Source organism: Bacillus sp. OTU2372 (genome assembly GCF_038440275.1).
Taxonomy (GTDB): Bacteria; Bacillota; Bacilli; order Bacillales; family Cytobacillaceae; genus Neobacillus; species Neobacillus bataviensis_B.
This window is the reverse complement of the sequence record NZ_JASATK010000022.1, coordinates 29,665-43,270: the sequence shown is the minus strand read 5'-3', so window position 1 is coordinate 43,270 and position 13,606 is coordinate 29,665. Positions and strand designations below refer to the sequence as shown.

At 39.8% G+C, this 13,606-nt stretch carries 12 protein-coding genes; 1 reads left to right on the top strand and 11 read right to left on the bottom strand.

What is annotated here, in order from left to right; translation table 11 throughout:
- Positions 1 to 143: 143 nt before the first annotated feature.
- From AAHB15_RS24130 to AAHB15_RS24080, 11 genes are all read right to left on the bottom strand, one after another.
- Complete coding sequence (locus AAHB15_RS24130) at positions 144 to 830, bottom strand: DUF421 domain-containing protein (protein ID WP_335574374.1); 687 nt, start codon at positions 828 to 830, stop codon at positions 144 to 146.
- A gap of 327 nt (positions 831 to 1,157) precedes the next feature.
- Positions 1,158 to 2,006, bottom strand: coding sequence for an FAD synthetase family protein (locus tag AAHB15_RS24125; RefSeq protein ID WP_342043519.1), 849 nt, complete (start codon positions 2,004 to 2,006; stop codon positions 1,158 to 1,160).
- 35 nt (positions 2,007 to 2,041) lie between these two features.
- Positions 2,042 to 2,506 carry a flavin reductase family protein gene (locus tag AAHB15_RS24120; RefSeq protein WP_342043518.1) on the bottom strand — a complete coding sequence of 155 codons (465 nt, stop codon included), beginning with the start codon at positions 2,504 to 2,506 and terminating at the stop codon, positions 2,042 to 2,044.
- A 106-nt stretch (positions 2,507 to 2,612) separates the two neighbouring features.
- Positions 2,613 to 3,431, bottom strand: a complete 819-nt coding sequence (locus AAHB15_RS24115; protein WP_342043517.1) for an alpha/beta fold hydrolase — start codon at positions 3,429 to 3,431, stop codon at positions 2,613 to 2,615.
- 154 nt (positions 3,432 to 3,585) lie between these two features.
- Positions 3,586 to 4,563, bottom strand: a complete 978-nt coding sequence (locus AAHB15_RS24110) for a catechol 2,3-dioxygenase (RefSeq protein ID WP_342043516.1) — start codon at positions 4,561 to 4,563, stop codon at positions 3,586 to 3,588.
- A gap of 24 nt (positions 4,564 to 4,587) precedes the next feature.
- Complete coding sequence (locus AAHB15_RS24105) at positions 4,588 to 5,790, bottom strand: acyl-CoA dehydrogenase family protein (protein ID WP_342043515.1); 1,203 nt, start codon at positions 5,788 to 5,790, stop codon at positions 4,588 to 4,590.
- A gap of 403 nt (positions 5,791 to 6,193) precedes the next feature.
- Positions 6,194 to 8,026, bottom strand: a complete 1,833-nt coding sequence (locus tag AAHB15_RS24100) for a helix-turn-helix domain-containing protein (RefSeq protein WP_342043514.1) — start codon at positions 8,024 to 8,026, stop codon at positions 6,194 to 6,196.
- A gap of 476 nt (positions 8,027 to 8,502) precedes the next feature.
- Entirely contained in the window at positions 8,503 to 9,297 is a 795-nt protein-coding gene (locus tag AAHB15_RS24095) for an XdhC family protein (protein ID WP_335574968.1), read from the bottom strand.
- Between the two features lie 25 nt (positions 9,298 to 9,322).
- Complete coding sequence (locus tag AAHB15_RS24090) at positions 9,323 to 10,192, bottom strand: FAD binding domain-containing protein (RefSeq protein ID WP_335574969.1); 870 nt, start codon at positions 10,190 to 10,192, stop codon at positions 9,323 to 9,325.
- The gene (locus AAHB15_RS24085; protein ID WP_335574970.1) at positions 10,177 to 10,653 is read right to left on the bottom strand and encodes a (2Fe-2S)-binding protein; all 477 of its coding nucleotides are present in this window, start codon (positions 10,651 to 10,653) and stop codon (positions 10,177 to 10,179) included. The genes AAHB15_RS24090 and AAHB15_RS24085 overlap by 16 nt, the downstream gene beginning before the upstream one ends.
- On the bottom strand, positions 10,650 to 12,812 hold the full coding sequence (locus AAHB15_RS24080) for a xanthine dehydrogenase family protein molybdopterin-binding subunit (RefSeq protein ID WP_342043513.1): 2,163 nt from the start codon (positions 12,810 to 12,812) through the stop codon (positions 10,650 to 10,652). Before AAHB15_RS24080 ends, AAHB15_RS24085 begins: the two co-directional genes overlap by 4 nt.
- 253 nt (positions 12,813 to 13,065) lie before the next feature.
- Between AAHB15_RS24080 and infC the strand changes: the two genes are divergently transcribed.
- Positions 13,066 to 13,572: a translation initiation factor IF-3 gene (gene infC / locus AAHB15_RS24075; protein ID WP_342043512.1), complete on the top strand. Its 507-nt coding sequence runs from the start codon at positions 13,066 to 13,068 to the stop codon at positions 13,570 to 13,572.
- Positions 13,573 to 13,606: the final 34 nt, after the last annotated feature.

The window sequence follows — 13,606 nt, the reverse complement described above, 5'->3', positions numbered from 1 at the left end:
CATAACAAATATGTATTTTGAAAAATTTTAGTTAATGGTTGTATTTAGGAATGGGAAAGAGGCAGAAAAATGAATCATCTGCCTTTTTTTTACTCAAAAGGAACATTATTCACCGTTAGTTTACTAGAAAAACAACAAATTATTTAAGTGATTTTAGTAAACTCTTGTATAAATAGACCATCATCTTGAAGCCACTCGGCAATAAAAATATCTTTGTAGCTTGTAATATTTTGGGCAATCAATTGTGATTTTAACCAGGATTCATCAAAACCCAAATCTTTAATTTCATCCCAAAGTACCTCTCCGTCCCTAATGATTGTTACTGGGACATAAACACCTTTAGATGGTAACTTAAAATCTTCTTGGGTAGTTTTTTGGTACTTAGATTTTTTTAATATACTAATTGAACCATTTGCTTCTAAATAGCAAAAGGCCACTTCACGGATTGAAAAGGTTTCACTTTGACGGAGTAAACTTTGCAATTGATTAATATTCATTCTATTTTTTCGTAATTCCTCTCGATTCACAATTCCATTTTTAATTAATGCTGATGGTTTCCCTTCAACCACGCCTCTAAATTTAAGAAATTTTTGACTTAAATACTCCACACTTAAAAGCAATCCTGCCCAAACCATCATCGAATAAATGATGTAGCTAACCCCTATATCATGGTCGTATAAAGCATTTCCGAGTAGTTCTCCTAGAACAATGGCTGCAATGAAGGTAAAAGGTGATATTTGATTAATGATTTTTCTTCCTACAAACTTCACTATTATAAATAAAAAAAAGAATCCGACTACAAGCTCTATTGTGATATGCATAATTTTCATTGTTTAAACCCCATGTTGCTGTATCATTATAGTTTATTATCCAACATACTACTGTAATTATTCGGTTCTTCCTTTATATTAATTGTTGTAACTTTTAGAAAAAATAGCAGGTCTAATACCATTGAACAAAATACAGGTGTATTTATATCCTCCAAAAAATTATAAAAAACGCCATCAAATATGTGAAATTTGAAAGCGTTTTTTGCCATTTAGCGTGATTTTAGAGCTTTTTTGTGTGAAGGCGTTTATCTTCCTAAGGTTATGTGAAAATCTTGTTTCTTCTATTCTATTAACCTTTCTTCTATTTATAATAGGTTTATTTCTCATCTATACAAATAAGGGCCGAAAAATAGTATGATCCTTTTTCCCCGTTTGAACCTTTTCATCAGCCTTCATCCGCCGATTCCAGACAATGGTCAAGTTTCCTTCGATCCATGACGGAATCTGTTCTAAACTAGTAAGCGTTACGCTTTTCTCGTTTACCATGACTTCTGTCTGCAAAGATTTGTCCTTATTTTTCAAGGTCACATCATATCTTCCAGGAGCAGGGAGTGTATAGTGCGAATAGGGATTTAAAAAGTTTCCAGTGCCTTCGCATTTTGATTCGTAAGAGTGTCCAATCAGATCGGGCAGGTCCTCGACATTCCCATCTAACAGTAGTTCTCTGATACGAGTCGAACTGATTTTTTCACCTTTGTGCTCCACCTTTTCGACCACAGTTACATCAATCCGATCTCCGGAATCTTGTTTTAGTGTATCCATATTTCCTGCACCTCGGCTGCCATAAGAAAAGTCATATCCTGCTACTGCATGAATAACACCCAGATTAACCAGGTATTCCTTAACAAATGCTTGAGATGACAACCCTGCAAAGTCTCTATCGAACTCTACAAGGTAAAAAGTATCAACACCTAGTTCACAAAACCTTTTTTCTTTTTCGGACTGCTGCATTAAATAGTGAAAACACGCCTTCCCCCCGATGATCGTTTTCGGGTGAGGAAAGAAACTCATGACTGAAAGAGAGACTTGTCTTTCCTTTGCTTCCTGCCATGCGGTTTGAATCACTTTTACATGCCCATGATGGAGACCGTCAAAACATCCAAGTGCCATAACCTTTGCGCTGGCCACTTCTTGATAAGCAGCCAAATTCTCCTTATTTAAATAGATTGTTTCCATACAGTCTCCTTTCATGTTCCAAAAATAAAGTCAGCTTATACTTTTGCCAATGCACGATATTTTCCGTTGAAGAAAACAAGCGGTTCCTTCTCTTCAAGATGAATATCGGTTACTTTTCCAATAAACAAAGTATGATCTCCTTCCACATGCACCACGGATACTTCACAAGCCACCTGTGCACATGCTCCTTCTAACACAGGTTTACCATCTAAACGATCAAAAACAACTTCGCAGGGTTCCTTGATTTGTCCCGCAAAAATCATCGATAGCTCCTGTTGATCCTCAGCTAAAATATTCACGGTAAAGATCTTGCTTTCCTTAATCTTATTTAATATTTTTGCTCTTTCTCCAATTGAAATGACAACGAGTTTTGGATCAAGGGATACAGACATGAAGGCATTTGCTGTCATACCATGTATATCTCCATCAAGTTCTGTGGTAATCACGGTTACCCCTGTTGCGAATTTTCCCATTGCCGTTCGAAATTGACGATCATCCATCTCTATCAACCTCCCAAAATTATTTTTATGTAGTAGGAATATTGAAATTTCCCACCTTTATTTTCGGATCCTCCCTCACGCGAATGGCTCATTTTTATGAAATTCATCATTTAATAAATCTTAAAATATTCTCCACGAACGGCTCGGTTTTTTCGATTTGTGTCCAATGACCGCACTCATTAAATACGTGTAGTTCTGCATGCGGAAGCAATTCAATTAGACGATAGCTTGTAACTTCAATAGGAATAACCCTGTCATTTAAGCCATGGAATAATAGTGTTTGTACGTTTATGCTTTGAATTTGTTCATCCGTTAACGCCAATTCGTCGAGTTTTTGTTGGCGAGGCTCTGGGAACATGGCCGAAAATGCATCTTTCACCTCAGGTTCTATACTAGCTTCATAGCGAAGACGGACTAATTCTTCATTTTTCGCTGCATTTTCATCATGCGAGAATAGCTCGATTAATTCTCGCATGGATTGCAAACTTGGCTCATAACCCCAAACACGTTCTAACCCCTCTGAAATTTGGTGCTTGATGCCAACACTACCCATTAAAATTAATTTTTTCACAAGATCCGGTCTTTGGCAGGCAACATGGAGTGCTAATGCACCGCCCATTGAGTTGCCGACTAAGTAAACAGGCTCATTAGACACGGATTCAATAAAGCTAATTAAATGCTGTACCCACAATTCAACGGTATATTGATGATCGGGGAGTTTATCCGTCTTACCAAAACCAATAATATCTGGTGCAAATACATGATAAGATTCACTTAAGCGTGGGATAATTAAGCGCCAGTTAGCGAAGGCAGATACACCTGGTCCTGACCCATGTATTAAAATAATTTTTCCGGCTCCTCTCCCTTCCTCATGATAGTGTGTGTTAATCCCATTCACATCCAGATATTTTGAGATAATCGTCATAACGCATTGCTCCTTTCATCTATTAAAAAAGAGATAGAGGAAACTATTGAAAGCTTCCTTTCGCTTTTAGATTCCATCCATTGTGAGCTTGTCCGTTAGAGGAAAGTCCTTGTTTCCCCTTTCAACAGGCTCACCTTTATCGATTCACCATCGTTTATTTTATTGGAGCCACTGCCTTTTTCCTTACTGGTGTTCCATATTCAAAGAACTCTTGTGGTAAATTAGAACCGTACCAAATAATCGCATGCTCTAAATCTTTCCCTTTCCATTCAACCGTTTTCCAGTCTGGGTCAAAAATTTGATACCCCGTGTCACCGAATAATTCAACACGATTGCCCCCTGGTTCGATCACATATAGGAAGTAAGCCTGAGAGACACCGTGCTTGCCAGGACCCGCTTCAATTTTAAAGCCGTGCTCTACCAATAATTCACTTTCATCCATTAAATGTTGAGGATACCCGTACCAGTAGCAAATATGATGCAGTCTTCCCTTTTCAGCTAACGCATCTCCCATGATGGCCACTTCATGCACTAATGAGTTAGAACTTAACCATGCTGCTACATCTGTATTATCATCATTTAGAATCCGTTCGCGCACTTTAAATCCAAGTGCATCTTCTAAAAACTCAACGTTTTTATTTGTTTCGTTCGCCAGTACATTCACATGGTCTAAGCGACGGACTGGTACTCCGCGGCGTGGACGTTTTTGCGGTCGATTCAGAAGCGGTGTTGCCTGCTCTTCATTCGGTTTGAAGTATTCAACCTCCCAAAGAATTTCCATTTTATGACCATCTGGCGTTGTGAATTGATACGCTGGTCCATGACCGACATCGCCTTCAATCCACCCCATTCCATTACCCGTCGCTTCAATCTCTCGTACACGACGCTCTAGTGCTTGCGGTGAAGTAGCACGCCATGCAACATGCCCAAGACCCGCCTCCTCATTTTTGGTAATGATCAGTGTATGATGATAAAAATCCTCGTAAGCACGCATATAAACGGAATCACCTTGGCGGTGCGATTCTTCCATCCCTAAAATCTCTTTAAAAAACCAAACGGACTCTTCTACTTTAGGACTATAGATTTCAATATGGGCCAGATGTGCCACGTCAAAAATAGGTTCTTTCATCATTTCACATTCCCTCCAAAGTTTTATTTACCAAATTGGGTTTCCTTTAAAGCCAAAGATTGACTTGCCATATGAGCCAAGTGCATCTTCGTAATGGTGTGTCGGATGAGAAGCCGCTGTCATAATATCACGCACGAACAATTCGGTAGGCTGCCCTTTAAATACGGAGTTTCCACCTAAGGTTAGTAAAATACGGAGCGCCATCTCAGAAGTCGTTTTTGATATATGCCCACGAATCCCGAACAATCTTTCACGCTCTTCTTCATCCAATGTACGAATGCGATTATGTTGATAATACGTTAGCCTTTCAACATAATCATTTGCTAAGCCTTTTAAGGAACTTAATTGTAGCTTTAATTCCGCCAGTACGCGTTGACTACTAGCTGCTTCTTTTTCATTTGAATTATTGTTAAAAATACGAATCCGATTTTCTGTTTTTTCTTGTAAAATATCAATCAATCGTTCTATGCCGCCAATCTGAATAAATTGGAAGCCCATTAAGAACCATGGGATATATGGTAAATTAAAAATTTGATAGTCAGGCTCGAAATTGCCATCTGCCGGGCCTGCACCGTTAATAACGCGGGTTGCATGGAAAATTCGATTCGGCGGTATGAAAACGTTATCAACTTTCACCGCGTTACTTCCTGAGCCGCGTAAGCCCATTGCATCCCAGTTATGGACAATTTCCGCTTCCTCTTTATTCAAAATAAATAAACAATATTCCGGCTCTGTCCCATCCTTTAGCTTGGTGATTGCGCCTAGTCCAATCCAATCACTCCAAAGCACTCCACTGCAGAAGTTCCATTGCCCTGAAAGGCGATAGCCTTCGCCATCCTCTGTTACTTTACCGACAGGGGCAAATACATCTGCCATTAAGCCACCATGTCCATACAATTCATCACGGCTTTCTTTTGGTAAAAACGCAACCCAGGTTTCATGAATAACAAAGAAATAACTTATCCATGCAGCGGCGATACTATGATTCGCGATTGTGCGGAAGATTTCACCAAAAGTAAAGTAATCTAAATCTTGGCCGCCATATTCCTTTGGCCGTAAAAGTTTATGAAACCCAGCTTCTTTTATTTTTTCAATGACTTCATCTGGAAGCTTTGAATCTTGATCTGCCTTTAAAGCGTATTTCTCAGCTAATAAACCGACTTCCTTTGCCATCATAAGAAGTTCTTCTTTGTTGGGAGTCTTTTTCACTTCTAATAGATTAACTGCCATATACCTTCCTCCTTTAAAGTAAACGTTTTCAAATTCTATAAAGCATCTGCTTCTGATTTGAATTATAATTGTTAGAATATTTTAAATATACATACGATAGATATTGAATTTTGATTATTTTAAAACGTTTCCTACTAAATACTATCTTTATATATTTAATTGGATTGCGTAAACTAGAACAAAAGCGCAAGCGCCTTGGTTAGCCCCGACAAGCATAAGCCAATCCGGCCGAAAGGTTGCTCTTTAACCTTTTGGACGGATTGGCTTATGACCTCGAGGGGCTAGGCGCTGGAGCTGGACGTATCTAAACCTGTAAAAAGTTATCCACAAGTACTAAATCTATAATTTCCTAGAACACGAAAAAGCCTTGTCCATCAACATATGAATGGACAAGGCCTTATAGTTAAATTTCAATTTTTCCTTTTGCTTTTAAAATATTGATGGCTAAATAAAGCGTAAAGGCATATTGTGTGTCATTCAGATCATGGTTTAAAATCTCACTAATTTTGGCCAGTCGATAGCGTAATCCGCTAATCGACATAGATAATTCCTTCGCCGTATTGTTAATACTGCTACCATTATCTATATAGGCATATAACGTTTTTATTAACTCAAATTCATGGCTATCTGCTTCTAACAACCTACCAATATGTTGATTCACAAAGCGCTCAATCAATACATCATCCTGTATTTGAAATAAAACGCTTTCAATCCCAAGCTCTTCGAAGTAATATACATTTTTTTGATTGTTTGTAGCACGTAATGCCGCCAATGTTTCCTTGTAGAGCGTGGCCGTTTGTGAAAACTCCTGGATGACAGAGCTAACACCAACAGTGATCCTATATTTTGGGAATCGCCGTGAACAATGCTTTAACAATTGATCAATAAACGTAGACTGTGATAGATGCAAACTTTCAAAAGTAGGGTACTCTAGTAAGATTATAATTTTGTTGAGTTTTTGGGAAACGATTGAATTGATCTTGCGCTCTTTCAAAAATAGATGAATATGACGAATCCATTCTTCATTAAACGCGATTTCATGTTCAATTTTTGCTTCCTCTACAAATCGTTCCAACGTTAGCATCCAATAGGTGGAGGAAGGATTGAAATCTAAATAATAGGCGATTTTATACATTTCTTCCTTTGCTAATCGACCTTCCAAGATATCATTTAAAAAGCTCCGTTTAATCGTTTGCTCCGTATTAACTTTTATACTTTCATTCATTAATATAAGCGAAGACGTTATCGCTGCCTTTTCAATAATCATATAATCAAGCTCATTCGGCTGATTCTCTCCCGTATAAACAAAAGAACAATAGCCTTTCATTTGATCTCCATTAATAATGGGGGTGCGTAACAAGGAAAGCTTTTCTGAATACCGTACAAATGCCGTGTTTGAATCATTAAATGTATGTAATGTAAGCTCATTCGGAAGGTTCCCTGATTTTACGATGATTTGATGATATTCATCTTCAATAAAGACGGTTAAGCCAGTCGTTTCAAATAAAATATCGACCACTTTTTGTAAGCCTTGGTTCGACAGTAGTTCCTCAATTAATTGCCGGTGGATATCGCTCGCTTTACTTAAATGGTCCCGCTCGATTTTTAATTTCGCTGTTATTTCATCGAGTTCCTTGATCATGCTATTAGCTTGATAATAACTCAGGTCACTCGTAATTTCTTCTCCCCATTTTTCAATTGGCATACAAATACATTTGCATTGCTCGTGGCCCATCGCACGGCATTCAACTTCCTTAACAAGGATCGGCTGTTGCAACACTTTTGACAAGTAACCGCTTGCATAACCACACAAATTGTGACAAACAGGCTCTTTACTGAGGCCTTTGGCTTTTAAATATTGAGACGCTTCAAACGTATTAATCCAAAGGACTTCAATAAAATTGCACTTCTTATTCTCATCAAAACTCATTTCCAAAATTTCCACTTTATCTAAGTAACCATGCAGCCTGTGAAATTTAAGACCTGCATGGACCAAATCCATCTCATCGTCCCATTGCAATGACATGGCTTTTTCCGCATCACTCACACCACAATGCCAGCCGTAGCGAATAAACACGCCCCTTGTTCGTTCCTCGCCAATGACGGTAGTGAGCTCATTTTTCAAATTGGTTCTGGCTTCAATCGGTATTGTAATCATTCGTTCATAAAATTCATTCAAAGCTGCTTCTTTAGGTAATTCAAAAGCATTCTTTATGTGCATTGGCTTAAAACTCATTTTTTTCTCACCCCCTTAGTTTGTGCTCAATCGAACAAATGAACAAGTTATCATATACCACGATGGAAATTCTATTCTTTCACTTTCGCATTTTTTTGTTTTGCCTCTATGCTGCCATAATTTACAGGGTACAATTTTCATTCTAACATATTTTTCTGAAAACTTAGATATTATTGTATGAAAATTCAGCTTATCCCCTGCAACCAAATCCCTTTCGTACAAGCTAATGGAAATATATGCCCCCAAGGTGATAGAGGGTGTCAGAATATGGTAAAGCGCCTGAATCGCAAAAAACCGACGACACATCCACGTCGTCGGTTTTCGAATTGAAGCTTAACTCCGCCCGGTAGAGGCTTTGTTGCCGGTACCAAATGGGGCTTTATTAAAACTTCGATTTTGTTATAGCCAGCATTTGCCCAATTTGAAGAGCAATTGCTGCAGGCGGCTACTCTCGTCCCCCGTCTCTTCTATTCTACTTATCTACTTAATTGTTTTACTTTCATAGACTTTTTTTCCTTGCTTACTTTGATGATTTCTCCGATAATACTGATGGAAATTTCCTCTGTTGTTTCCGAGCCAATTTCCATTCCAATCGGAGAATGAACCTGCTCCAACTGTTCTGGTGTGACTCCTTCATTTTTTAATTTTTCAAATATGGTTATGACCTTACGCTTGCTGGCGACCATCCCAACATAGGCAATTGGAAATTGTAGTGCTGTTTTTAAGACCATATCATCACGATCTTTTGTTACAATCACCACATATGACTTTTCATTTAGGTTGGCTGCAAGCATTGCCTTGCCAATATCCTCATTCACAAAAAGGTTTGTCGCATTAGGAAAGCGTTCCTTCGTACAATACCCCACGCGATCATCGACGATGCAATAGGGATATTCAAGGGAATCCGCAAGCCCTGCCAATGCATAACCGAGATGACCGGCTCCGGCTATTACTAGTTCAGGCCTACTTGTATAGACTTCAATGAAGACCCGCAATGTTCCCCCACAATTCATTTGAATTCCATCTTTTGCATGTCTATTCAATTTATACTCAACGATTTTCGATTGACCATCTTGGATCGCCTTTACACTGTCTTCAATGATATAGTGTTCAGCCAAGCCTCCTCCGACAGTCCCTTCAATCGTCCCATCACGGTATACAATCATTTTTCCAACATGCCTGGGAGTCGAGCCCTTGGATTCAATAATCATGGCTAAAGCAAAGGTTTCATTTTGACGTGTCAGCATGGCTACTTTTTCCATCAGCAGCATGGTTAGCTCCCCCCTTTTTTAATCACTAAATCGGTTGATATTGCTTCATGGTTAGAAAATAACGTAAAAGATTTAAGGCGACTGTTTTTCTGTATGTCGCCGTGGAGCGCTGGTCGTCGATTGGTTTAATGATTTTATCGAAGGCTGCCACAACCTGTTCGATGTCTGCATCGGCTAATGGTATGCTTTTTCCTACCAGCTTCTTTTCAATATTAATGGAACGAACCATCGTAGGCCCGACCGCCCCAAAGGCAAAGCGGACATCATAGATTCGGGGACCATTTAATCGGATATATCCGGCAAACCCTACTTTGGCAATGGCATCGGCGTTTCGGTTGCCGACTTTCTCAAAAACGACATGAGCACCTTCTTCGAAAACGGACGGCAAGATAATTTCAGCCAAAATTTCATTAGGATGCCGCCCGACCCTTCGCGGCCCTTGAATAAAATCGCTAATCGCAACGACACGGTCACCGTTAACGGAACGCAGCAAAAGTTTTGCGTTGTAGACATATAATAATGGCAGTGTGTCACCAGCCGGAGAAGCGTTACAAATATTCCCTCCCAAAGTCCCTCTGTTTCGAATGGCCGGAGCGGCAATTGTTTTGATGGCGTTCTTTAATGGCAGTGGAATCAACGGATCATCCAGTAAGTCGCTATAAGTACAGCAGGCACCGATGTGGAGATCATTGTTATCTTGATAAATCTGCTTTAGCTCGGAAAGATGATCAATAAAAACAATCGGTTTAGGGATTTTCGGTGGTACTCCCCTTCTGCTTTTGTGAAGAACCATGACATCGGTGCCGCCGGCTATGATGGCGCAATCTTCTCTGTTCAATTGGCTCAACGTTTGGTCTAATCGATCGAAGCGGTACGCGGTTATTTTCTCTGCCATATGCCGTCCCCTTTTTTAGCTGCCAGGTTAATCGCATCCACAATCATATTGTAGCCCGTACATCGGCACAGATTTCCGGAGATCCCTTCACGAATTTCCTCCTCTGAAGGATGAGGGTTATGGGATAATAAAGCGGCACTAGCCATGACCATTCCAGGAATGCAGTAACCGCATTGCACTCCTCCGGCAATGGAATAACACTCATCCAAAATCTTAAATTGTTCCGTTTCCATGATCCCTTCTATTGTTTGAATATCGGCTCCCTCCATCGAGCCAATCGGGATCAGGCAGCTGTTTTGCAGGAGGTTATTCACAAAAACACTGCAGGCACCGCATTCTCCTTCACCGCAGCCTTCCTTTGTACCGATTAACTCAAACTCATCTCTTATTAAATCTAGTAATCTTGTTGTTGGCGGGGCATCCGTTTCTATCGTTCTTCCATTCAGTGTAAATGTAATCAACCTTCTTCCCCTTCTTTCATCCAAAGACTTTCCATAATGACTTCCGGTGTAATCGGAATCTGCTGAAAAGAAGTCTGCAGTGCATCCTCGATCGCCGCCTGAACGGCTGGAGCGCCGCCGATTAATGTCAATTCACCTGCGCCTTTCGCTCCGTAGGGACCATCCGCATAGGGATTATCAAAGACCTTGCTTTCAATTGGAACAACGTCCAATGAAGTCGGCGGTCCATAATCCGATATGCTTTTTTGTTGGATTCTGCCTTGATGTGTCGTCATCTTTTCTAGATATCCGTACGCTAATCCTTGAGCTAAACCACCGTCAATTTGGCCTTTCATAATCCGATCATCGATGACCTTCCCAACCTCATAATTGGCGTATACTTTTCCCAGCTTTACATTTCCTGTTAAACGATCCACTTCTACTTCCACGATATTCACGCCCCATGAATAAGCCGGGTAGGCATCTCCAGTGAAGGTTTTTTCGTCCCAAGGGATCATTTCACGGTGAACATAGTTCTCTACCACTTCCTGTTCCACCCCTGTTTGCCAATGTGCCTTCAGTTTTTGGGCGGCACGTTCAAGCAATTTTCCGACAATCATCGTCGTCCTCGAGGCTACCGTCGGACCAGAGTCGGGAACCTCTTTGGTATCGGGAATAGGGTATATAACTCTATCAAACGGGAGGTCGAGTTCTTTGGCCACAATCTTACTAAGAGTCGTATAAATGCCTTGTCCCATATCAGAATTGGAGATTTTCAGCATTACTTTGTCATCTTTTGATTTAACCAGCTTCACTGTTGCTTTGATATGATCTCTTTCGCCACTGCCTGTAAATCCACAGCCATGGAGAAACAGCGAAGTTCCGATGCCTTTTTTGTAGCGATGATTTTGTTGATTATAACGGTGAAATTCCTCCTTTTTCTTTTGGTATTTTGACGTGTTGAGTAAATCCTCAATCATATCTTCTACTAAAATTGGATCACGGAATTTTCCTTTGGTAATGGTGGGGTCTCCTTGTTTGACAAGGTATTTTCGTTTATAGTCAAGTGGTTCGATGTTTGCTAGTTTACTAAGATGTCCGATATGACTTTCGATTCCGGCAAAGCTTTGTGGAGCACCAAAGCCTCTGAAGGCACCGTTAGGAACGGTATTCGTTTTTAAAACATAGCCTTTTGCATGAAAATGTGGAATTTTATAGACACCGGCACTGTTTATTAAGGCACGCTGCAACACGACAGAGCTCAATCCCGCATTCGCTCCGCCATCAAGAAAAATGTCCACACACATGCTCAAGATATTTCCTTCCTTATCAAGGGCCGTTCGATAGTGGAGTTTGGCCGGATGCCTTTTTGTCGTCACGACCATATCCTCAGAACGGTCGAACACGAGCATGACCGATTTTTTGACAGCTTTTGCCGCAACCGCTACGTGACACGCCATCATCGAAGGAAAATCTTCTTTGCCGCCAAAACCTCCGCCGGTAGGGCTTTGAACCACTCTGACTTCATCGTCACCACAGGCTAAAGCGGTTATCAATGCATTTTTTATATAATAAAGACATTGCATGGAACCCTGGACGACGATTTCATCATCCTTATATATGGCTAGCATACCTTGTGGCTCCAGGTAGATATGCTCCTGATAACCTGTATCATATTTTTCTTCAATGATTTTATGGGCTCCCTGCTCGATCGCAGAAATATTCTCTAAGCTCTCCCCGAATTCATAGTTTGCCATCACCACCCCGGATGATGATTTTTGTTGGATGGCATCCTCCAATGTGTAAATGGCCTGATGCTTTTCAAATTCAACCTTCACTTCATTTAGTAAACTATATAGGGTATCTAGGTCTTCTCCAACGAGCATAAGAATCGGTTCCCCAATATAATTGACCCACTCATTGGCGAAAATGGGCTGATCTTCTTGGATTATTTTCACATAATTAGGTCCAGGAATATGCTCTGCTCCAACGGCTTCATATCCTTCCGGCAAGTTCGGTAAATGAATGGATAGGATTTTTCCATAAGCAATCGGCGACCGAACCAAAACGCCATACACCATATTTTCCACTTTCACGTCACTAATATAAGCCAACTGGCCCGATACTTTCCCTTTATGGTCCTTTTTGGGCACTGAGGTGCTTATGTCTTTTAGCTTCATTCCGGCAACACCCTTCGACTCATTTTTTTATAGCGGACACGTAATAAATAGAAACCTCTTCCTACGATTTTATAAAATAAAGTAGTCTTTTATGATTAATTTTTATTCTAGAATTTCGGTGTTTTTCTTTATATTTTTTAAATCAATTCTAGTTATAGCGCCCTTCCATTCATATTTTCATAACATATATTGTAATAATGAGTTTAAATTTGGGGCTATCAATCCTCATAATGAGGTATCGTATTTTTCCTGATTGGAGGGATTATTTATTAAAAATATTATTATGAACGAAGCGATTCAATCAAAAGAAGTAAGACTCGTTTCAGAAAACGATCAACAGGTTATACCTACCATTCAAGCACTTAAAATGGCAATTGAAATGGGATTAGACCTTATTCAAATCAGTGAATCTAATCCGCCAGTATGTAAGATATTGGATGGTGGAAAATACAAATTTGATTTACAGAAAAAAGAAAAGCAGAGCAAACAGAATCAGCAAACAATAGAAACAAAAGAAATACGTATGTCAATCACAATTGGCGAAAATGACTTTCAAACAAAAGTAAAAAGCGCAATCTCCTTTTTAACCAAAGGTTATCATGTAAAGGTAAGCGTTCGTTTCCGCGGAAGGGAAATCACGCATACAAACATTGGCGAAGAACTCCTCGCAAATTTTTGCCAAGAGGTTAGACACTTGGTAAAGTCTCAATCAAAAGCGACATTGCAAGGCCGTATATTATCGGTCATGTTAATACCATAAAAATCTGCACTAAAATAAAATATTTAACCTTTGA